This is a genomic window from Nocardia fodinahabitans (assembly GCF_052983615.1).
The window spans coordinates 4,185,987-4,207,174 of sequence record NZ_JBRJJC010000001.1; the positions used below are offsets into that span (position 1 = coordinate 4,185,987).

Below are 21,188 nucleotides of genomic sequence, written 5' to 3' on the forward strand. Positions count from 1 at the left end.
AATGCCGTGTGGCAGTGTCGTGGCAGCTCAGCGGGGTCGCTCTACTTGCAGGTGTCGTCGGCGGCGTTCATGTGCTCGAGATCGGACGGGAGTGCCACCGGCCCGGCGCTGTGCGGAGTGCCGATCGGCACGTTCGGCAGTTCGGAGCCGAACGGGGCCACCGTGCGGACGGTGCCCGCGAAATCGGTACCGATCACCACCTCGATGATGCTGCCCAGCTCATTGGCTTGCTCCAGGCTCGCACCGGGGATGGTGCTCGCCACGGTCGCTGCCTCGGCCTCCATACCCTCGGCGAAGCGGATCTTGGAGGTCGTCGCGGTGCCGCCCGCGTAGTTGCCGGTGCTGTAGATCTGGAAGCCCTGGTTGTCCAGCTTGGTCGCGGCGCGATTGGCCGCGCCCGGCTGGCCGGAGCCGTTGGAGACCAGCAGCGACATCGTGCTCGGTGAGACCGCGAACAGCTTGGGTGCGGCGGGCGCCGGCGTCGGAGCGGAGCTCTCCACCTCCGGTGCCTTCACCTCGCCAGGGAGCGGCTGGTCGTCGATGACCGCGCGGAAGATCGCCTTGATGTCGGTTTCGCGGGGAATCTCGTTGCCGTAGGAGGTGGTGCCGGCGGTGGGGATCGTCAGGAAGGTGACCGCGCCCGCATCCATCTTCTGCAGCGAGCGGCCGAGGAGCAGCAGGTCCTGCGGGGTCACCTTGTCCACGAAGGTGTGGCTGGTGAACGCCTGGATGAAGCCGTTGAGCTTGCCCGGATCGAAGAGCACCTTGCTCGACAGCGCGCCGCGCAACAGCGAGGCCATGAACTTCTGCTGTCGGTTGATCCGGTCGTAGTCACTGCGCTCCTCGCCGACGACGTGCCGGGCGCGCACATAATTGAGCGCGGTCTCGCCGCCGACGCGCTGCTTGCCCGAGGTCTCCAGGACCGGGCCGAGCACGCCGTCGATGATCGGCTTGGTCGAGCACACCTCGACGCCGCCGATCTGATCCACCATCGCTTGAAAACCGGCGAAGTCGATGCCGATGAAGTGACCGATGTTGAGACCCGACATCTTGCGGATCACATCGACCAGGCATCGCGGGCCGCCGCTCGCGTAGACGGCGTTGAGTTTATCGCCGATGAACGTGGGGACCTTCTCGTCGGTGTATGCGCCCTTATCGTTGTCCCAGGCCGCGCACTTCGGCCTGGTCACATCGAGGTCGCGCGGGAACGAGACGACGACGACCCTCGACCGATTCTTCGGGATGTGCACCATCATCACCGTGTCGGCGCGTGCGCCCTCGGCGTCGTCGGTGGTCCCCGCACCCAACTCGGCGTTGACGCCAGCCCTGGTGTCGGTGCCGACGATCAGATAGTTCTCGTCACCGAGCTGCATGTCGCCGTCGAGCACGTCCTCGGTGGTGCCGTCGAGCGCCGAGACCTGGGTGAAGGCGTTGCCGGTGGCGCGCAGATAGCTCCAGCCACCACCGGTGACGACCAGCGTCAGCACCGCGAAGAAGACGAGGGCGCCCCGGCCCGCCATCCGCGCCTGCTTGCCGCGGGGGCCGTCGGCGGCGGGGCGGCGCGGCGGCGCGCCGCCCGCGGCGGTCTTGACCGGCCTGGCGCGCTCCGGCGGCTCGGCGGTGACCGCCGGGAGGATGTCGGTGGCCAGGTCGCCGATCGGATCGTGGGTCCGGCGGGGCGGGGTCGGCTTGCGCGGCGCTCGGCCCGCCTCGGGGGCCTGAGCGGGCAGTGCGGTGGTCGCGGTGCGGTCGGCGGGGGATTCGGCGCGATGGGGTGCGCCCGCGATGTCGTCGACGACGGGCGAGCTGTCGGCGCGCGGGGCGAGGTCGGGGCGCTGGGTGGGCCGCGGCGCCTGCTCGCGGGCCCGGCGGCCCGCACGCGAACCCTCGGCCTCGGCGGCGTTGTTGCGCCTGCCGCGCCTGGTGCGTTCGCTGTCGACCCGGTCGACGAGGTCTTGCACCGTCAGTGGGGCCGCACCGGGGTCCTGCGTCGCTTCCACGTGCCGGGAACGTCGCGCGCCCGTCTCCGGCTGCTCGGTGGGTTCGGCCGTCGGATAGCGCTCCCAGGGGGCGCGACTTCCGGGCCGGGGCGTTCGCCCACGCCGATCGTCACCCACCAACGAACCTCACTTCTCTATCTGCCGCAGCATGCGCGTCATCGCCCGGCTCCGATTCGAACCGCAGCCGAACGATGTCCGCAATGATAACGATTCCGCCACGAGTGGCCACTCCTGTACACAACAGATTCGCTGACGATCTCGTTGCGACGCTCTGACCGGCGCGAAAGCGGAAGGTCGGGCAGGGGAGAAATCAGCCGCCGCTGTGCATCACGTCGGCCGCGGCGGGGACGGTGTCGTCCTCGGGGTCGTCGAGCCAGCCGTCGGGGAGGGCGACCTTGGTCTGCGGGGAGCCCTGGCGGCCGCGCGGGCCGAGGGCGTCGGTGGGGAAGGGGACCGCCGGGTCGAGCTGGGCGACGAGGTCTTCGAGCTGCGCGAGCTGGGAGACGGTGGCGAAGCTGCGGCGCAGCTGCGAGCCGACCGGGAAGCCCATCAGGTACCAGGCCATGTGCTTGCGGATGTCGCGCATCGCCTTGTCCTCGCCGTCGTGGGCGGTGAGCAGCGTCGCGTGCCGGATCAGGATCTCGCCGACGCGGCCGAGCGTCGGCCCGTCGGGGATCGGCTCGCCGCGCAGCGCGGCGCTGAGTTCGGCGAACAGCCAGGGGCGGCCGAGGCAGCCGCGGCCGACGACGACGCCGTCGCAGCCGGTCTCGGCCATCATCCGCAGGGCGTCGTCGGCGGAGAAGATATCGCCGTTGCCGAGCACGGGGATGGTGGTGACGGCTTCCTTGAGCCGTGCGATGGCCGACCAGTCGGCCGCGCCGGAGTACAGCTGGGCCGCGGTGCGGGCGTGCAGGGCGACGGCGGCCGCGCCCTCGGCCTCGGCGATGCGGCCGGTGTCGAGGTAGGTCTGGTGGTCGTCGTCGATGCCGATGCGGAACTTGAAGGTCACCGGGACGCCGGCGGGTTCGGCCGCCGCGACCATCTCCCGGACGATATTGGCGAAGAGCCTGCGCTTGTACGGCAGGGCCGAGCCGCCGCCGAGCCGGGTCACCTTGCGGACCGGGCAACCCAGGTTGAGGTCGATGTGATCGGCCCAGCCCTCGCCGACGATGATCCGCACCGCCTCGCCGAGCGTCTTCGGGTCGACGCCGTAGAGCTGCATCGAGCGCGGGTTCTCGTCGGCGTCGAACGACATCATGTGCAGCGTCTTCTCGTTGCGCTCGACCACCGCGCGGGCGGTGATCATCTCGCAGACGTAAATGGACGTCGCGCTGCCGAACTCCCGGCACAGGGTGCGGAAGGCGCGGTTGGTGATGCCCGCCATCGGGGCGAGCACCACGGGCGGATCGACCGGGTAGGGCCCGATCCGCAGCGGCGTCGTCACCTGGGGCATCGTCGTAGTCACGCCAGCCATTGTCTCATCACCCGAGGTCGCGACGACAAAAAGCCCTGGTGCGGCCGATCACAGGGGGCCTTCTCGACGGCTCGGGGCCGCGCCTCGCCGACGCGACGAGCGGGGTGTGATCAATATCGCCCAGTACCTGTTTCGTATGGTTACAGCATCATGACCGCCCGAGGCGGCCGACAGGTGTGAGCAACACGACAGCATTCGGTCGTGGCCGATCGCTGCGCGCGGTACGGCTCAGTAACCTGTGACTGCCGGCACCGTCGCCTCCGGCGGTGCGCTGTCCCCACGTAATCGGAGAAACCACCCATGGCCGAACCCGCTGACGACGCCACCGATCTGACCAAGCCCGCCGCCGCGCCCGCGCGGCCGGACAAGGGAACGGTCGCCGTGCAGATCTCGTCGCTGATCGGCGGCGCTGTCATCGCCGTCCTCGCGATCATCGCGATCGTGCTCGGCGTACTGCTCGGCTCGGCGCGCTCCGAGCTCTCCGACATGAAGGCCCGCGACGCCGACGACGCGAAGGCCGAGCAGATCGCGCTCGACTACGCCGTCGGCTCGGCGACCCTGAACTACCAGGACGTCGACGCCTGGGTGGCCAAACTGAAGGCAGGTACCTCGCCGGAGTTGTCCAGCAAGTTCGCGGCGACCGGCGACAAACTCCAGCAGATCATCGTCCCGCTGAAGTGGACCTCCAGCGCGACGCCGATCACCGCCAAGGTGATGTCGCGCGAGGGGGAGGTCTACCAGGTGGCCGCGTTCGTCGATGTGAGCACCACCAACGCCCAGAACCCCGACGGCCTGCGCAACACAGTCACCTACAACATCACCGTCGATGCGGGCAAGGACTGGCAGATCACCGACGTCGGCAGCACCGACGGCGCCCTGCCGACCAAATAGCCCCACCGACGAAACAGCGCCGCCCTCCGGATCCGGAGGGCGGCGCTGTGTGGTTCTCGGCTAGACGCGGGCCAGTTCGAGCTTCTTGGCCTCGCGGGCCAGCATCTTGTCGCGCTGCTCCTCGAACTTGAGCACGTCCTGGCCCAGCTTGTCGAGGAAACCGGCCAGCCGCTCACGGGTGGCCTCGCCGCGGGCGGTGAAGTCGGTCCGCTCGAAGATGTTCCACTTCTTGAGCACCGGCTGGACGACCTCTTCGAGGTGCTGACGCAGGTCGTAGATGCCGTGCTTGGCCATCAGCACGCCGTTGCGGCGGAAGTTCGGCATACCGGCGCCGGGCATCTGGAAGTTCTCCACGATCAGGGAGATGGCCTCGATCGCCTGGTCGGGGCTCAGGTCCAGAGCCGCGCCGCACAGGTTGCGGTAGAAGATCATGTGCAGGTTCTCGTCGGCGGCGACGCGCTGCAGCATGCGATCGGCGATCGGGTCGTCGCAGACCTTGCCGGTGTTGCGGTGGCTCACGCGAGTGGCCAGCTCCTGGAAGGTCACGTAGGCGACCGAGTGCAGGAATCCGGCGTCGACCTCGGTGGGTGAGGCGAAACCGTTGGTCATGTGGATCATGCGGGCGTTCTCGAGGGCGACCGGATCCACACCGCGGGTGACCACCAGGTAGTCGCGCATCACGATGCCGTGCCGGTTCTCCTCGGCGGTCCAGCGACCCACCCAGGTGCCCCAGGCGCCGTCCTGGGAGAAGTTCTCGGCGATCTCACGGTGGTAGGACGGCAGGTTGTCCTCGGTGAGCAGGTTGGTGATCATGGCCGCCTTGGCGACCTCGTTGAGCTTGGACTGCTCCGGATCCCAGTCGATGCCGCCCATGGCGGCGAAGTTGCGGCCCTCATCCCACGGGACATAGTCGTGGGGATGCCATTCCTTGGCCAGCGACAGGTGCCGATTGACGTTTTCTTCGGCAACCGGCTCCAACTCTGTGAGCAGTTCGAGTTGAGTCAGATCCCTTGCCATGTAAAAACCCTTCGCTGTCGTGCTTACGGTCGAACGTCGCGATGCGGCCATACCTTACGGCACCGTAGGTGTGATGCGAAACGCAACTGAGTGGAATTCTGCCGAGTTTGACCAACGCCACAACCTCGGCCGATGCCGTCTCGTCGTGCTGACGAGTCTAGGTGTTCGGCCCGCAGCGTAGGGACTATCGCTGCGGGCCGCGCGGTGTTAGCTCCCGGTGGGAAACCTCTCAGCGCTTGCCACCGAGCAGCCCGCCGAGAATGCTGCCGAGACCGCCGCCCGCGTTCTTCGCCAGCGCCTCGCCGATCACGCCGCCGAGACCCCCGCTGCCGGTGCTGCCGCTGATCAGCCCGCCGAGCAGATCACCGAGACCGCCGCCGGAGGCCTGCGGCTGGGGCGCGGGCGCGGCCGCGCCGCCACCGCCGGTGAGCTGCTTGGCGACATAGGCGAGCACGATCGGCGCCAGGATCGGCAGCAGCTTGCCGATCAGGTCGTTGCCGCCGGTCCCGCCGGTCTCGCCGAGGGCGCTGATGACGGTGTTCTTCTCGTCGCCGAAGACGTTGTCGACGATCTTCTCGCCGTCGGCCACGTCCACCTGCTGCAGGTCGACGGCGCCCTCGCCCTCGACCAGCCCGCCGTGGTTGTCGAGCGCGCCGAGCAGCGACGCGGCGCCCTGCGGCTCGGCCGCGTTGGCCTGCAGGCCGCCGAGCAGCGTCGGCAGCGCGGCCTGGACGGCGCTGGTCGCGGTCGCCTGGTCGACGCCGAGCTGGTCGGCGATCTGGGCGATCGGTACTTGGGAGAGCAAATCGTCGAAGGAAGTCATCGGCTCCGCCTGTGTCGAAGGTGTGCCCGGTAGTGCCCGGGTCGGGCTCAGGGTAGGGGACCGAGATGGCGGAACCGGGGGTTTTCGGCGGCGTCTGCGTCTGGCGCGTCGCCACGTGACGTTGGATCTCCGGCCCGGGGAGTCGGCCGCCGCCGAACCCGGGTAGCCGGGTACGCGTGCCTCGCAAACGCCGAAGCCGGACCGTTGAGAAGAACGGCGCACCGGGTTGGGAGTGAGGACGATGGCCGAGCCGATGACGATGGCGGCGGACCCGCCGCCGAGTCCAGCATCGCCGCTCACCTACGACGCCTTCCTGTCGTATTCACACGCCGACCGCGCGATCGCGGCAGGCATCCAGCGCGGCCTGCACCGCATCGGCCGCCGCGTCGGCCGCCTGCACGCCTTGCGCGTGTTCCGCGACGCGACCGACCTGACCGCGAGCCCCGACCTGTGGGGCAAGGTCGCCGAGGCGATGGACCAGGCCCGCTACTGCATCGTGGTGCTCTCCCAGCACTCGGCCGCGTCGGCATGGGTCGACCGCGAGATCGGCTACTGGCTGCGCACGCGCGGACCAGAACAGTTGCTGTTCGTCGTCTCGGGCGGACAGGTGACATGGGATCGCGACACCCACCGCTTCGATCCCGCGCGCTCGACGGTGGCGCTGCCGGTTCTGACCCAGCCGGGGGCACTGCCCACCGAGCCCCTCTACGTCGACGTCACCGAGGACGCGCCTTGGGACCCACGCGCCGCGCTCTTCCGGGAGAAGCTCACCGACCTGGCCGCGCCGATCCACGGCAAGCCGAAATACGAACTGGCGGGGGAGGACCTGCGGGAGCAACGCCGGTTCCGGCGGCTACGCCGCGCCGCGATCGCGGGACTGGTGCTGCTCACCGTCCTCGCGCTGGTCGCCGCCTTCATCGCCATCGACCGGCAGCAGGAGGCGATGCGGCAGCGCAACCAGGCGATCGGGCTGCGTTTGGTCTCCGACACCGAGTCGATGCTGGCCGGTGCTCGGCCCCGCGATGACGTGCGGGCGATCCAGCAGACGCTCGCCGCGCGAGAGATCACGCCCGACTTCGACGAGGGAGCGTTGCTGCGGACGCTGAATGCCGAAGCGGCGGTGGACAAGATCGTGCAGACGGGAAAACCGTTCAATACGAACGTCGTCCTCGAGGGACTCGATGTCATGGCCGAGGCCTATCGGACAGCCACGCCGGACTTCAGCATCGCGTTCAGCCCGGCGGGCGACCGAATCCTCACCAGCGGTGTGGAGATGCGGCTGTGGGATGCGGCGACGGGCGCCCGCATCGATCGGGTCTTCGAGCCGCAGCCACGCGCACTGCGGGCGGTGTTCAGTCCGGATGGTCGCCGGATCGCGGGCACCAGCGCAGACGGCGCGGTGCAGATCTGGGATGCCGAGACCGGAAAGTCGGTCGTACCACCGCTGGTGGGCTTCGACAGCGTCGTCAACAGCGTCGCCTTCTCGCCGGATGGCCGGTCGGTGTTGGCGGCGGGCGGCCAGGACGGCACGATCCGGTGGTGGGACATCGTCGACGGTCGCACGGAGGTGTTCACCGGCCACGAAGGCGCGGTGAACTCTGTGGCATTCGGCCCGGACGGACGGCACTTCGTCTCCGGCGGCGAAGACACCACTGTGCGTATCTGGAACGTCGATTCTCCCGCGGCTTCACCGGCGATCTTGCGTCGGCACAGTCAGACTGTGAAGTCCGTCGCTTGGAGTCCTGATGGTCGACACATCGCATCCGGCAGCCTCAGCACGGTCAGTATGGCGGCCGCGGCGCCCGAGTTCGGCAACGGGCTCCTTCTCTGGGACGCCAACACGGGTCAACCGGTGGGTGATCCGCTCGCAGGGCACGAGGGACTCGTCAATTCCGTAGCCTTCAGCCCGGACAGCACCAGATTGGCTTCCGGGTCGACCGACAACACGGTCAGATTGTGGAACGTGGCCACCGGGACGGCGGAGGGGGCGCCGTTGGCGGGTCACTCCGGGTGGGTCATGGGTGTCGAGTTCGGTCCCGACGGCCACCGCCTCGCCTCCACGGCGTTCGACGGGACGATGCGCGTCTGGAATATCAGCCGATCCGGTTCGCTCGGCGCTTCTTGGCCGTCGGACAAGGGATCACCTGAGCCGGGCTTCGGTGCGGTGCTGGCCCTCGAAGGCGAGGGCAGCCGCTACGTCACGCAGGTCGACGCGGATGCCTCCGTCTGGGTGGTGGATTCGCAGTCCGGCCGCGGCATCCGTCTCGCCGATTACCCCGACGATTTCGGAGCCCGCGCGGCGGTCAGTGCGGACGGCCGCCGCGTCGCCCTCGCCGGCCCAGACGAGACCGTCACCTTCTACAACACCGAGGCCGGCGAGCAGGTGGGCCGCCCACTGACCGGATTCGGTGAGCAGGTGGGTGATCTGGACTTCGCCGCGGATGGCTCCCGGCTGGCCACCGTCACCCTCGGAAACGTCATTCAGATGTGGAACACCGACACCGCCGCGCTCGTCGGTGGGCGGTTCGAGGGGCTGCCCGAGATCGACGGGATCGCGCTCAGCCCGGACGGCCGCTATCTCGCGGCGGTCGACGACGAGACTGTCCGGCTGTGGAACGCCGAGACCGGGGTACCGATCGGCGACCCGATGACCGGGCACACCTCCGACATCAGCAGCATCGAATTCGATGCTGCTGAAACCCGCCTGCTCACCCATAGTCCCGATTCGGTACGTCTCTGGGACGTGCACACCGGTGCGCTCGTCAAAGAGATTCGTGCCAAGTTCATCTGGTCGGCGGCGATGGCTCCCGACGGGTCCCGGTTCGTCACCGGTGAGGAAGCCACTCTGCGCCGCTGGGATACGCGAACCGGCGAGCAGATCGGTCCCGCGATGGCAGGGCACACGGACTGGGTGCGGAGCTTGGCCATCAGCGCCGACAGCCGCTTTATCGTTTCCGGCTCCAGCGACCGGACTCTGCGCTTCTGGGATCTGGCCGACGGCCACCCGATCGGCGAGCCGTTGCAGGGGCACCCGGCTGGATCGAAGGCGTGTGGATCAGTGCGGACAACACGATCGTCCGAACCAGGCAGCAGGACTTCGCCGACAAGACCACCCTCTGGACCTGGCCCGGTCCCGAGATATGGGCACGGCTGCTGTGCGACAAGCTTCCTTATGAAATGAGCCGCGAACAGTGGTCGGAATGGGTGTCCCCGGATGTGGAGTTCCGCCCGGTCTGCCCTGGTCTCCCGCCCCATCCCGACGATCGCTGACCTAGTGTCAGCGTGGCGGGAATCACAAGAATTCACCTGACGGAGCTGTGTGCCCGCGCGCGAGGAATCTCGTATCCCGGGTGGCCGGGCGGGAATCGTCGGGATGCAGACGGCGCGCATGCGCGTTGCGCGGGTGGTCGTCCCGGTGCACGGGCTCAGCCGGATGGCTCGCTCCGGCTATTCCCGCAGGTCAGCCGGGTGAAACATGGTGCCCCCTGTAGGACTCGAACCTACGACCTAGTGATTAAAAGTCACCAGCTCTACCAACTGAGCTAAAGGGGCGCGGTGGGGAGTCTAACCGACACTGTGCCGTCGGGCCGAATACCGGTCCCCGGCGCCGCCGGCGGCCCGGGTCGGCGCTGGTGGGCGCCGGTAACGAACCGCCGGGGCTCGACGATTCGTGGTAAACAACTGGTACCCATCACCGTTCGCGCTTCCGGCTTCGGCATGGTATCGAATACTGTTGTATCGCAACAGTTTTCGATGAGCAGGGGTTTCGTGGCCGATGAGGTGGTCCGGTGTGGGCGTGGGTCTCGCGACCGGCGGGCGAACAGCAGGGGGTTCGCGCGCGGGGGTGGGCCGGGTCAACCGGGCTGTGCGCCTACGGAATTCGTAGCTTACGAAACCATTTCGGTTGCGCCTCGTTTGCTGGACTGGATAACCGAACCGGATGTTCGGATGGGTGTTCCATTTGCCGCGTGTCGGCTGCGGAATGCGGGTACGGTGATCGCCGGGTGAATTTCCGAACAATCACCGGTGCCGCGTTATCCGACGGCCCGGTGCTGGGTGCGGTGTCGAGGAATTCATCGAGGGTTCGAAGTGCCGGGGTAAACGCGATGGGCGCGCGAATCTTCGGCAAAGGGGCAATCGTTACCGCAGGAGGAGGCGGTTCTCACAGGTAGTTGAGCCCGAGTGTGCACCCCCTGCGGCGCACTCGGGCAGGCGAACTATACCAGCCGGAGGGGTACCGGCATTTCTGCGAGATTTCATACCGAAAGTTTGTAATAAAACCACAATTCGCGCTATCGGTTGGTTATTGATCGTTAGCGACGAGAAGGTTCGGAGGCGTTTCGAGCATGGCACGGCAGCAAGAGCGGGCACGCCGGACACGCGCGGCGATAATCAAGTCCGCGGCCGTCGAGTTCGGGAAGAGCGGATATGCCGCGGCATCGCTCAACCGCATTCTGGAAGGTTCGCGCGCGACCAAGGGTGCGATGTACTTCCACTTCGACTCCAAGGAGGATCTGGCGCGCGCGGTACTGGAGACCGCGGTCGAGCGCTACCGCGTCTGCGCGGAGCGCTGGCTGGCCCGCGCCGACCTGGGGCCGCTCGACGTCCTGCACGGGATGGTCGACGAGATCGCGCTGCGGCTCGAGCACGACACCATCGTGCAGGCCGAGTACCGGCTCGTGATCGAGCCCGAGTTCCACCGCGACGCGGGCAACGGTGGCGGCCGCATCGTCGGCCGGGCCACCCGGGTGCTGGCCGTGCGCGCCATCGACGACGGGCAGCTGCGCGCCGATGCCGACCCCGACCGCTTCACCCGCACGCTCTCCGCGGCCCTGGCCGGCCAGCGCTATCTGGTCGACCCGATCACCAACGGTTCGGCCGCCGATCTGCGCGCCCGGTTCGCCGAGGTGCTGGAGGTTATCGTGGAGGCGATGGCGACCCCGGTGTGGATCCAGAACTTCCGCAGCGACGGGTGGCGTTCACAGGCTCGCCTGGATGACCTCGGTTTGGGCGCCTGACCAGCCGATTTGGAAGTCTGCGCACACCTGTCATAAGCTATGCGAGCTCCCAACGGAAACGTTGAAAGCCGGTCCGGAGAGATCTGGGACGAGCCCCCTTCGTCTAGCGGCCTAGGACGCCGCCCTTTCAAGGCGGTAGCGCGGGTTCGAATCCCGTAGGGGGTACAGTCTTCGGACTGTGTAGTACAGCAAGGCCCTGTGGCGCAGTTGGTTAGCGCGCCGCCCTGTCACGGCGGAGGTCGCGGGTTCGAGTCCCGTCAGGGTCGCAAGTAAGCGCCGGAGCGATCCGGCGCTTCGCGTATGGCATTCAGTACGGGTGCCTGCGGCCAGGTAGCTCAGTTGGTACGAGCGTCCGCCTGAAAAGCGGAAGGTCGCCGGTTCGATCCCGGCCCTGGCCACCAAAATCCCCTCACCAAAACCCCTGGTAGAGGGGATTTTTTGCGTTCATACCCCCTCGTGGGTACCGGTCGAGTTTTGACCGCTGTTGACCGCTGAAAACCGGCCCTTGGGGCACGTTGGGGGCACGGAATTCTTGTCCTTCGGGCTTGGCTGGGGTCGGGGTGCGCATGAGGTGGGCTGGCTCCCGCCTGCCCGATAAGGCCTGCCTCTCACGCGCAGAGGCTCACAGGTCAAGGGTGGCGAATGCCATCAGCTTGCTGACGCGTAGCGCCCTTGAGGTGTGAGGGGCGCGGGATCACAATGCAGGCCGACCCCAGACCATGCCCGCGCGGCCAGCGGTCGCGATACCACCGACCTCACCGCGAATCCGTTCGGCAATCTCGACGCCGGGACCCCAGCGGCCGAAGGTCGCTATTCGTCTGCCAAGCCAGGAGGGCAGAGAAAGGGGCCGTGGCCCCTCCCCGGTTACCGGCTGAGGTAGTTGCCGAGCCACCGGTCGAGGTTCTCGTCGATGTGGCGGGCGCGGGTGTAGCAGGGTTCGCACCGGGCCTTGCTGCTCGGCTGGTTGACATGGTTGGTGAACTCGTAGAGGTGGGTGGCGGGGTTGGTGCAGTCGCGGTTGGTGCAGATCGTGCCGGGGGTGATGGTCATGGTCGGGGTCCTTCCGTGTCGGGGGAATCTGGGCACCGCCCGGACCAGGCCGCACCCACCCCGGCAAGGTCTCACCGCCCGAGGTGGTCACCCGGCACAGTGCCCGCGGTGAGATCGCTCGTTGAAATCCCGTCGCCGCTGGTGACCACCTCGGGTGGTGACAACGCTTGGTCCTTGCCGGGGTGGGTGCGGTCTGGTACGCCACTCGGCAGATTCCTCCGACACGGAAGGACCCCGGCCATCACCCCCGGCACGATCTGTGCCATCCACGCGACTGCACCAACCCCGCCACCCGCCTCGGCACCTGACGCAACCACCTCCAGGCCCGCGAACCCTGCTGCACCCGCGCCCGCCACATCGACGAGAACCTCGACCGGTGGCTCGGCAACTACCTCAGCCGGTAACCGGGGAGGGGTCACAGCACCGGGCTCGGCCCGACGACCACCCACCCAACGCGCCGATGATTGCTCGGTCTGTCGCCGCGTGGACCTGGACCACAGCCAGTCGACCCGGCACCTTTGCCGGCCGATTCGTCGTCGACTGCGGGAGAGTTCGCCGGGGACGGCTCCCGTCGCGCCCAGCACTGCTCGGTTGAATGCAGAAGTGAGCCAAAGTGTCCTGGGCTGACGTTGGGGGCGCATGCACGCCGCCGACGTGCCGACGCGCCGCGGCGACGTCCGTTTGGAGCCGCGTTGCGCGTCGCAGCGCGGCGGCGGCGCGCATGCGCCGCCGCAGGCGCTCTTGACTCTATATAGCGAATTTCAGCAACCACTCCGTGAAAGTGCTTGGCTGCGGTGAAATCAGGGTGCGGTCCGATAGAGCGCCCTGGCAGCATGGCCGGATGTCAGATCTGCTGTGGCGCGAGGTCAAGAACTTCTTCGACCCGAACATGATGGGTACGTTGCCGGATCTGTGGGTGCCCGACGTCTCGGTGGACGACTGGCAAGCGGTGTTCGACCTGGTCCGGTCCAACGGGTGGGCATGGGACTACATGGAAGACGACACCGTGCGACCGCTACCGGCTGCGGTGGAGGTGCTGCCACGCCCTGTCGATGCGGAGGAGGGTGTCAAGCTGCGGGTCTGGCCCACTCCAGGTGTGCAGGTGACCTTTTGGCTGCTGTCCGCCACCGAGATCGATTTCGACGTCGACCTTCGTGAGCTGCAAGGCCAGGCAGGAGTGGACACCCTGTGCGACTTCGTATGCGCGATCGGCCGTCGACTGGACAAGCCGGTGTTCATGAGCGCCGAGCTTCAGTACGGCTACCCAGTGCTCGGGTTCGACCCGGCATCCGACCGGGTGATGCTGCTGGCAGATCCAATAGATCGCGGATAGATCAGCTCGGTGATGAGCGGGCTGGGTGGTGATGGGGGTTGCAGGATCAAGTGGGGAGAAGTCGAGATGTGTAACCGGCGTTGACAAGTCGGTCATAGGCGTCTTTGACGGCTGTTGGAACGTCTTGCTCGATGGCCCAGCCGCGCTCGGGGTACAGCCAGACGCGCTGGGTGTCTCCGACCAGCATGTCGATTACTCGGTCGGCATCGCCGATGGTGGCAATGTACTCGTGGAGTTCGAGCGGGAGTGACGAGCAGACGACCTCGACCTCCGGCCAGTGCTTGCGAAATATGGCGTAGCTACGTCGCTGCTGGTAAGGCCTCGATATGAGGGTGGCGGATCGGATCGAGTCGGCTAGCCCGTGATCCGCGAGGACAGCTCGTGTGAAGTCGATGTTCTCGCTGGTATTCGTGGCTCTTGGCTCGAGGAGGATCGCTTCGGGTGGCACTCCCAGTTCGATGGCGTGTTCCCGGTAGTGCACGGCTTCGCCCCGTGGAAAGCGCTCGACTGTTGTCGGGGCATTCGCGCCGGTGAAGACGATGAGTGGGAACTTGCCCGCCTCGTAGAGCTGTGCGGTGTGGGTGGCAACGCCTAGATCGTGGCTACCGAGACCGATGCCGACGTCGGTCTGGCGAACGTCATGGTGGAGCTGGTTGTACTGCCACAACGTTTCGACATCGGGCCGAACTGCGGCGGGATAGGCGGTTGTCGGCATCAGCGGCACCTCTCAGTCGGGCAGCTTGAAGTCGTACGTCCACGAGAACCGTGAAGCCGCGTGGACGCCGCGAGCGAACTCAATCAAGACATCGTCGACGGTATATGTCTGTCGGACAAGGATCATCACCGGTTCGCCGGAAGGTAGTTCCAATTTTTCGGTCTCTTCGGGGGTTGGCATCCGAGCCGAGATTGTCTCGGTCATGTGATCGGGCTCGTACCCCTGGAGGGTGAGGACCGCGAATCCACCACCCCGTCCGGCTGGACCGGCAGCCGGGTCAACGAGCGGCGTTCCCTCAACATGCTCGGGGAGGTAGTAGCTGGTCAAAGTGTGGGTTGGGCGGCCCGCATCGCTAACCGTGCGGGCACGTTCGTACACGTTGGTGCCCTGCGGGATTCCGTAGGCCTCCGCGATCTCGGCATCGGCCTCGATCAAACGAACCGTGTTCGTCTGGTCCGTCAGCTTCCACGGTCGGCCCGATGCCTCCCGATCCGCGACGAACGCGACCGTGTCGCCGAACTTCCATTTCCTCTTGGCGTAGCGCTCGGTGCCGAGTCGCCGCATTGGGGGGTGTTCACGAACCACGGTGCCCCGGCGCCGGATCGGCGTAACCAAGCCTTCGCCCTCAAGTAGACCGACCGCCTGGCGAACCGTCTTCACGTTTACGCCGTACTGCTCTGCCAGTTCCCCCTGCTTCGGCAGGGTGGCACCTGGCTGATACTGGCCTGCCTTGATCGCGTCCCGAAGCCTAGCCGCGAGCTCGCGATATCCGGTCGTGCCCATGGGCATTTCCTCTTCTCCTCGACTGTGAAGTCGGCTCGTCAATTAAGAGTAGCCCTAAGTGTGCAGGGCGGGTCTGACACAAAATAGAGGTGGTTCTATTGACAGCTATCGCCCCTGGGTGTCCAATAGAGGTGGTTCTAATCACGGATACCGCCATCTACCGCCGGGCACACCGTTCGACCCGGCCACTCACTCAGGAGCTGGTTTCAATGGCACTCAAGGACATGTGGATCCCCACCGACTTCGCCGCGGTCTTCCCCCAGGGCCTGATCCTGGTGGGCGAGATCGAGCCCGATCAGGAGTTCAGCTCGGACCGCAACGCCCCCAAGCGGCAGAAGATCGACGTCGACCGTGACGGCAACGGGTCGCGTAAGCGCCTGTGGAAGGCCACGGTCATGGACCCGGCCGGTGCGGGCAAGGGCGCCAAGAACACCGGCCTGGACATCACCTTCGTCTCCGATGTCGTCCCGACTCCCTCCTCGGCCGAGGCCATGCCCGGCTTCCGCCCGATCGCGTTGGAAGGGCTGATGCTCAAGCCGCGCGTGGTCGGCAACGGTGAGTTCAAGTCGATCGGTTTCTACATCCGCGCGACCGGCATCGTCGGTGACAACTCCGGCGCGAAGGCCAACCAGCCCGCCGCGCAGAAGGCCGCGTGATCGCCATGACCTATTTCAGTGCGGACGCCGGTCTGGCGCTCAGCGCCGTGCCGAGCTACACCGCTGCTCGGCCGGTGTCCGGTGATGACGCGGGAACTCGTGCGTTCGTACGGCTCAACTGCGTCATGGAACACGGCTGGCTCAGCGTGATGCTGTCGATCCAGTCCGCTCGGGAGCTGGCCGAGCAGCTGCCCGGCCTGGTCATGGACCACGATGCCGCTGAGCACGCAGCCAAGGAACACGCTGCGGCCGTGGCCGAGTCCCAGGCGGTGTGACCATGGGCGCGGCGGATCAGCAACCCAAGGTCATCCGGTGGGCACGCTGGTCCGCCGTCCTGGTCGTCCTGGCCATCGGTGCCGCCGCGTTCGTCCTGTCGTTCGCGGCCCTGCGTGACCTCGCGGTCATGGCCCACACTCCCACTCATCTCGCGTGGCTGTTCCCGGTGATCGTGGACGGCACCATCATTCAAGCCACCATCGCGGTGCTGGCCCTGGCCGACAGTCCTGAACGAACCTTCTTCACCCGTGTGCTGATCGCGGGCGCGACGGTTTCGATCGGCGGCAACATCGCCCACGCCTTGGTTTCCGGCTTCGGGGTCATGGCTGCGGTTCTGGCCGTGATCGCCCCGGCCGCACTGCTTGTCGATACTCACGGCCTGGCCATGCTGCTGCGGGCGCGCAAACCCGCTCCGCCGACCGACGTTCCCGCCGCCGTGGTGGCTGAACCCGACTCTGCCGCTGATCCTGTGCCCGATGTGGTGCCCGTGGTCTCGGCTCCCGCCCCGGCTGTCGCGCCGGTGCACACCATCCACTCTCCGCGCCCGGTGTCTCCGTTGCTGCCTGTCGCGGTCCCGATCCCTACAGGGGGCAATTGAAATGGCTGATCACTCGTTCATGACGTTCACGGCCGGTTCCGACGACAACACCTTCGATGTCCGCTACTGCGACCCGATCGGCATGGTGGTCGTCAAGCTCGGGCGCGGCGAACTGTTCCTGCCGCCGGTCGATGCCGCGACGCTGGTCGACCAGCTGACCGAGGCCCTGAACGCCTATACCGCGGCGTTGCAGGCGGTGGCCTGATGGGTACCACCGTTGTCGCGCTGTCGACGGTGATGGCTGCCGGGATGCTGCTGTGGTGGCGCCACCTCGATGGTGTGGTGTCCAAGGTCGTCGACGCCGACCCGTTCGCCGCTTTGCCGGCCGAATTGCGGACTGCCGCTGTGATCCTGACCGACCCCCGCCAGCTCGCCCTGATGTGGGCCGCGCTGGGACTCGGGTCGGCGGGTAACTGGCCCACCATCATCGGCGGTGTCGACACGGTTCCCTCGGGTGCGGTGTTCGACGTGCAGGTGGTCGGCGGCCAGAAGCTGTCCGACTGGACGAACGAGGAAACCCGCGACGCCCTCGCCCAGTACCTCGGTGTCCCGAATGTGCTCGTGTCCCAGGCTGGTCCGGGTTTCGTGCGGATCGAGCTGCGGACCTTCGACACCCTCGCCGCCCCGGTCACCGCCGCGGGGGTGGAGTCGACCGGCGTCGACCTGGAGGCCGTGCACGTCGGTGTTCGTGAGGACGGGCGGCCGTGGCTGCTGCGGGTCCTCTACGCCCACATCCTGCTCGCCGGTGCGACCGGTTCGGGCAAGGGCTCGGTGCTGTGGTCGGTAATCAACGGGATCGGTCCCGCGATCAAGGCCGGATTCGTCGACGTGTGGATGGCAGATCCCAAGGGCGGCATGGAATTCGGTGCCGGTGAACGGTTGTGGGTCCGGTTCCACTGGGACGCCGAGGGCATCCTCGCGATGCTCGAAGAAGCCGTGCACGTGATGGACGAACGGTCCTCTCGACTGCGCGCCGCTGGGGTCCGCAAGCACGTTCCGACCCCCGACGAGCCGCTGATCCTGATCGTCATCGACGAAGCGGCCTCGCTGTCGTCGTACGCGACCCGCGAGCAGCAGGAGAAGTTCCGCCAGCTCACCGGCCAACTCCTGTCCAAGGGCCGAGCGGTCGCTGTCTCGGTGATCGCCGCGTTGCAGGACCCGAGCAAGGAGACGATGCCCAACCGGCAGCTGTTCCCGGTGCGGATCGGTCTGCGCCTGGACGAGCCGACCCAGACCGCGATGGTGCACGGGCAGGGTTCCAAGGATCGTGGTGCGCTGTGCCACGACATCCCGGATACGACCCCCGGCGTCGGCTACGTGGGCGAGGACGGCACGAGCGAGTTCGTTCGGGTGCGGGCGTTCTGGATCGACAACGACGCCGCTGACGCGATCGTCGATGCCTACGCCCCGGCCGCTACCGATACCGCTCCGCAGGGCGACTACTCCGATTTCGACCCGGATTACATCCCGGGTGAGGACGACGAGCAGCAGGGGCGTGCGGCATGAAACGCGGGTTCCAGACCGAGGCGCACGTGGTCGTCTACTGCGACACCTGCGGCGACATCTACACCGACCGTGAAGGTGAATCGATCTGCTTCGCCACCACCAATCAGGCCGCCGAGTTCCTCAACGCCGACACCGCCACCGGGTGGGCCTACGACGGCGACACCATCCGCTGCGACGGCTGCGTGGCCGCGGCTGAGTGCCTCGAGGAAGGACACCGGTTCATCGAGATCGGCTGGCCGACCGTGTGGCCCGTCCCCGTCCCTGCCCCGCGTGAATGCAGCGTCTGCGGGCTCCCCGATTCCGTGATGACCGAACAGGAGAAATGACCATGGCACGCAAGAACTCCCGCACCGACAACGGCCTGGCCGACGTGATCGACTTCGCCGCCCGTTCCCGCTGCCGCTCGGAAGCCCGCGGCCTGGACCCGGTCGCGGTCGCGGTGACGATGCTCGCCGAGACCGGCCACGCACCCACCTGGAACGACTACGGCCCGGACGGTTGGGACGACGCGGCATGACCACCAAGAAACCGAACCCGGTCGTGAAAGCTGCTGCCGCCCGAACTCGCAAGCCGCGCAAGCCCGCCCCGACTGCGCCGGTTCCCACGCCCGGCCAACTCCCGTTGTTCTCCCTGGACGATCTCACCGAGAAGGCGAACCGATGAGCAAGACCACCACCACGACCACCGCCCACGACCCGATGAGCGAAGTCCTCGACGCGCTCCTCACCGTTGCCGGCCGAATCCTGATCGCTGCGTTCGTGCTCGTCTGGTGGGCCGTCCTGTTTCCGATGGTCACGATCCCGGCCGCTCTCGCCGTCGCCGCCGGTTACCTGGCCGGTTGGCCTGCCGGGATCGGGGTGGCCGGTGGAGCTGTCGCGGGGATGGTGCTGTGGCGACACAGGAGTCCGCAGACCTTCGAGCGCTGGTTCACCGGTCGTGCCCGGTCTCGTTTCCTGACCTGGCACCGCTACCGCCGCCGCTGGACCAAACTGCTCACCGCCTGCGACCTGTCCACCCGCGACGGAGACCGCGTGCTGGTTCCCCGGCTGGTGTCCGTCCACATCGGCGACTCCACGGACACCGTCCGCGTCCGGATGCTGCCGGGTCACTCCCCGGACTCGTGGACCAACCGCCGTGACCACCTCGCCCACGGGTTCGGCGCTCAGCAAGCCCGGATCAGGTTCGCCGGTCCCGGCCTGGTCGAGATCGTGTTCCGCCGCTCCGATGCCCTCGCCGCGGTCGTGACCCCGATCGAGTCGCTGGCCGGATTCAAGGCCCTGCCCGGCACCAAGGCCGCATGACCACCACCACCGATCACCACCTAGACCAGGGAGGCCGCACCATGACCGACAACAGCACCGGTACGGCCTCCCTTGGCCGTCCTGCCCGCCAGACTGCCGCCGACCGACGTGCGATGCCGGACCTCAAGGACATCGCCGCCTCGGCCGCCGAGAAAGAAGACGTGTGCACCCGGGTCGTGCCGATGCGCGCCTACGACCCCGAGACCGGCCACACCAGCTACATCGGTGCCCCGTGCAAGGCCACCAACGAACAGAAGTGCCCGGCCTGCGCGAAAGCTGCTCGTTCCCTGCGGATGACACAGCTGCGCGAGGGCTGGTGCCTCGACGCCGAACCGGTCGACGAAACCACCGAACCGACCGACGCCCAGCGCGATCTCCTCGCCGCCCGCGCTCGCCTGTTCACCGACTACCACGACGCCCGCAACGACGGGGACGACGAACTCGCCGACGCTATCGCCGCCCTGGTGGCCGACCTCGACACCGAACTACGTGAGCTCGGTGTCCGTGGCCGCTTCCCAGCCCTCGACGAAAAGCCGCGCCGCAAAGCCAAGTCCACCCGCCGCCGTCAGGACGTCCCCGACCTGCCCCGGCTGAAGGTGGAAAAGACCACGGTGGGCCAGCTCTACGGCGGCAAGTACCGGCCTTCGACGTTCCTGACCTTGACCATGCCGTCGTACGGGGCGATCAACCGGACCGGCGCGAAGACCAAGGACGGCAAGGTCTGCGGTGACGGCTCCCCGCGTGACCCGGAGTCCTACGACTACACCGCCCAGGCCCGCGACATCATCCACTTCGCCGCCCTGTTCGACCGGTGGGTCCAGAACCTGCGCCGCGCGGTCGGCTGGGACGTCCAGTACTTCGCGACCGTGGAACCGCAGAAGCGTGGTGCCCCGCACCTGCATATCGCGATCCGGGGATCGATCTCGCGCAAGACCTTCGAACAGGTCACTGCGGCGACCTACCGCCAGATCTGGTGGCCGCATCACGACCGCGAGGTCTACCGCACCGACAACATGCCGGTCTGGGACTACGACGCCCGCACCTTCGTCGACCCCCGCACTCGTCGGCCGCTGACCACGTGGGCCGAAGCGCTGGACGTGATGGACACCGTGGACGATCTGGAACCGGCGCATGTGATCCGCTTCGGTGAGCAGATCGACCCGCAGCAGGTCCTCGGCGGAACGGACAAGGCAGAGAACAAGGTCCGGTACCTGACCAAGTACCTGACCAAGTCCATCGCCGATGTCCTCGACACCGACTCCGCGCGCACCGCTGTGCACTACGACCGGCTTCACGCCGAGTTGCAGCACACTCCGTGCTCGCCGCGCTGTGGTGTGTGGCTGCGTTACGGCATCGTCCCCAAGGGCGCTACCGAGAAGACGGTTGCCGGCCGATGCAAGGGCAAGGCCCATCGCCGCGACACTCTCGGTCTTCCGGGTCGTCGGGTGCTGGTGTCGAAGAAGTGGACGGGCAAGTCCCTGCCGGATCACAAGGCGGATCGCGTCGAATTCGTTCGGCAACAGCTCGCCGCGGTCGGCATCACCAAGCCCGACACCTCGCACCTGCGCATCAGTCCGGTCCGGCCCGGTGACAAGGGCGCACCCCCACGGGAACACCTGATCATCGCCCTGGTCGCCGACCGGATCACCAAGCGCGCCCAATACACCACAGCACGACTGCGTCTCGCAGAACAGCAAGAGCCGCAAGGCGATTCGAGTACTCAGCAATTCGAAGCAGCGTAGGGGAG

At 67.3% G+C, this 21,188-nt stretch carries 21 protein-coding genes and 4 tRNA genes; 17 read left to right on the forward strand and 8 right to left on the reverse strand.

The features are described from left to right. Window positions 1-41: 41 nt before the first annotated feature. Together NV348_RS19540 and dusB are read right to left on the reverse strand one after the other, a co-directional pair. The gene (locus tag NV348_RS19540) at window positions 42-2,117 is read right to left on the reverse strand and encodes an LCP family protein (protein WP_447148187.1); all 2,076 of its coding nucleotides are present in this window, start codon (window positions 2,115-2,117) and stop codon (window positions 42-44) included. A 193-nt stretch (window positions 2,118-2,310) separates the two neighbouring features. Continuing rightward, on the reverse strand, window positions 2,311-3,474 hold the full coding sequence (dusB, locus tag NV348_RS19545; RefSeq protein ID WP_447148188.1) for a tRNA dihydrouridine synthase DusB: 1,164 nt from the start codon (window positions 3,472-3,474) through the stop codon (window positions 2,311-2,313). Window positions 3,475-3,774: 300 nt separating this feature from the next. Between dusB and NV348_RS19550 the strand changes: the two genes are divergently transcribed. After that, window positions 3,775-4,365 carry a hypothetical protein gene (locus tag NV348_RS19550; protein WP_447148189.1) on the forward strand — a complete coding sequence of 197 codons (591 nt, stop codon included), beginning with the start codon at window positions 3,775-3,777 and terminating at the stop codon, window positions 4,363-4,365. Window positions 4,366-4,425: 60 nt separating this feature from the next. Here the strand turns inward: NV348_RS19550 and NV348_RS19555 are convergent, their stop codons facing one another. Then, on the reverse strand, window positions 4,426-5,382 hold the full coding sequence (locus NV348_RS19555; RefSeq protein WP_189030104.1) for an acyl-ACP desaturase: 957 nt from the start codon (window positions 5,380-5,382) through the stop codon (window positions 4,426-4,428). A 229-nt stretch (window positions 5,383-5,611) separates the two neighbouring features. Beyond that, window positions 5,612-6,205, reverse strand: a complete 594-nt coding sequence (locus tag NV348_RS19560; RefSeq protein WP_447148190.1) for a DUF937 domain-containing protein — start codon at window positions 6,203-6,205, stop codon at window positions 5,612-5,614. A 241-nt stretch (window positions 6,206-6,446) separates the two neighbouring features. On the opposite strand from NV348_RS19560, the gene NV348_RS19565 reads away from it, so the two are divergent. After that, entirely contained in the window at window positions 6,447-9,386 is a 2,940-nt protein-coding gene (locus NV348_RS19565) for a toll/interleukin-1 receptor domain-containing protein (protein WP_447148191.1), read from the forward strand. A gap of 295 nt (window positions 9,387-9,681) precedes the next feature. Here the strand turns inward: NV348_RS19565 and NV348_RS19570 are convergent. Beyond that, window positions 9,682-9,757 (reverse strand) — tRNA-Lys (locus tag NV348_RS19570). A 794-nt stretch (window positions 9,758-10,551) separates the two neighbouring features. Between NV348_RS19570 and NV348_RS19575 the strand changes: the two genes are divergently transcribed. From NV348_RS19575 to NV348_RS19590, 4 genes are all read left to right on the forward strand, one after another. After that, window positions 10,552-11,223, forward strand: coding sequence for a TetR family transcriptional regulator (locus tag NV348_RS19575; RefSeq protein WP_447148192.1), 672 nt, complete (start codon window positions 10,552-10,554; stop codon window positions 11,221-11,223). A 92-nt stretch (window positions 11,224-11,315) separates the two neighbouring features. Beyond that, a tRNA-Glu gene (locus NV348_RS19580) sits at window positions 11,316-11,388 on the forward strand. A gap of 27 nt (window positions 11,389-11,415) precedes the next feature. After that, window positions 11,416-11,489 (forward strand) — tRNA-Asp (locus NV348_RS19585). Between the two features lie 58 nt (window positions 11,490-11,547). Next, window positions 11,548-11,624, forward strand: a tRNA-Phe gene (locus NV348_RS19590). Window positions 11,625-12,087: 463 nt separating this feature from the next. Here NV348_RS19590 and NV348_RS19595 read toward each other — a convergent pair. After that, window positions 12,088-12,273, reverse strand: a complete 186-nt coding sequence (locus NV348_RS19595; protein WP_447148193.1) for a hypothetical protein — start codon at window positions 12,271-12,273, stop codon at window positions 12,088-12,090. An 841-nt stretch (window positions 12,274-13,114) separates the two neighbouring features. Here NV348_RS19595 and NV348_RS19600 point away from each other — a divergent pair. After that, window positions 13,115-13,606 (forward strand): hypothetical protein, encoded by a 492-nt coding sequence (locus tag NV348_RS19600; RefSeq protein WP_447148194.1) that lies wholly within the window; start codon window positions 13,115-13,117, stop codon window positions 13,604-13,606. Between the two features lie 46 nt (window positions 13,607-13,652). Here the strand turns inward: NV348_RS19600 and NV348_RS19605 are convergent, their stop codons facing one another. After that, window positions 13,653-14,321: a YdcF family protein gene (locus tag NV348_RS19605; RefSeq protein ID WP_447148195.1), complete on the reverse strand. Its 669-nt coding sequence runs from the start codon at window positions 14,319-14,321 to the stop codon at window positions 13,653-13,655. A 12-nt stretch (window positions 14,322-14,333) separates the two neighbouring features. Beyond that, a complete protein-coding gene (locus NV348_RS19610; protein ID WP_447148196.1) occupies window positions 14,334-15,104 on the reverse strand; it encodes a GntR family transcriptional regulator in 771 nt (256 codons plus the stop codon). A gap of 209 nt (window positions 15,105-15,313) precedes the next feature. Between NV348_RS19610 and NV348_RS19615 the strand changes: the two genes are divergently transcribed. Genes NV348_RS19615 through NV348_RS19660 form a run of 10 tightly spaced genes read left to right on the forward strand, consistent with a single transcriptional unit; the run spans window position 15,314 to window position 21,183 of the window. Next, complete coding sequence (locus tag NV348_RS19615; RefSeq protein WP_447148197.1) at window positions 15,314-15,760, forward strand: hypothetical protein; 447 nt, start codon at window positions 15,314-15,316, stop codon at window positions 15,758-15,760. A 5-nt stretch (window positions 15,761-15,765) separates the two neighbouring features. Continuing rightward, window positions 15,766-16,035 (forward strand): hypothetical protein, encoded by a 270-nt coding sequence (locus tag NV348_RS19620; protein ID WP_447148198.1) that lies wholly within the window; start codon window positions 15,766-15,768, stop codon window positions 16,033-16,035. 2 nt (window positions 16,036-16,037) lie between these two features. Then, the gene (locus NV348_RS19625; protein WP_447148199.1) at window positions 16,038-16,634 is read left to right on the forward strand and encodes a DUF2637 domain-containing protein; all 597 of its coding nucleotides are present in this window, start codon (window positions 16,038-16,040) and stop codon (window positions 16,632-16,634) included. Window positions 16,635-16,653: 19 nt separating this feature from the next. Then, a complete protein-coding gene (locus NV348_RS19630; RefSeq protein WP_447148200.1) occupies window positions 16,654-16,839 on the forward strand; it encodes a hypothetical protein in 186 nt (61 codons plus the stop codon). Next, on the forward strand, window positions 16,839-18,140 hold the full coding sequence (locus NV348_RS19635; RefSeq protein ID WP_447148201.1) for an FtsK/SpoIIIE domain-containing protein: 1,302 nt from the start codon (window positions 16,839-16,841) through the stop codon (window positions 18,138-18,140). The genes NV348_RS19630 and NV348_RS19635 overlap by 1 nt, the downstream gene beginning before the upstream one ends. Beyond that, window positions 18,137-18,466: a hypothetical protein gene (locus NV348_RS19640; RefSeq protein WP_447148202.1), complete on the forward strand. Its 330-nt coding sequence runs from the start codon at window positions 18,137-18,139 to the stop codon at window positions 18,464-18,466. Before NV348_RS19635 ends, NV348_RS19640 begins: the two co-directional genes overlap by 4 nt. A gap of 2 nt (window positions 18,467-18,468) precedes the next feature. Beyond that, the gene (locus NV348_RS19645; protein ID WP_447148203.1) at window positions 18,469-18,657 is read left to right on the forward strand and encodes a hypothetical protein; all 189 of its coding nucleotides are present in this window, start codon (window positions 18,469-18,471) and stop codon (window positions 18,655-18,657) included. Next, window positions 18,654-18,803 carry a hypothetical protein gene (locus NV348_RS19650; RefSeq protein ID WP_447148204.1) on the forward strand — a complete coding sequence of 50 codons (150 nt, stop codon included), beginning with the start codon at window positions 18,654-18,656 and terminating at the stop codon, window positions 18,801-18,803. Before NV348_RS19645 ends, NV348_RS19650 begins: the two co-directional genes overlap by 4 nt. Further along, window positions 18,800-19,441 carry a hypothetical protein gene (locus tag NV348_RS19655; protein ID WP_447148205.1) on the forward strand — a complete coding sequence of 214 codons (642 nt, stop codon included), beginning with the start codon at window positions 18,800-18,802 and terminating at the stop codon, window positions 19,439-19,441. The genes NV348_RS19650 and NV348_RS19655 overlap by 4 nt, the downstream gene beginning before the upstream one ends. 41 nt (window positions 19,442-19,482) lie before the next feature. After that, entirely contained in the window at window positions 19,483-21,183 is a 1,701-nt protein-coding gene (locus tag NV348_RS19660) for a replication initiator (RefSeq protein WP_447148206.1), read from the forward strand. The last annotated feature ends 5 nt before the right edge of the window (window positions 21,184-21,188 follow it).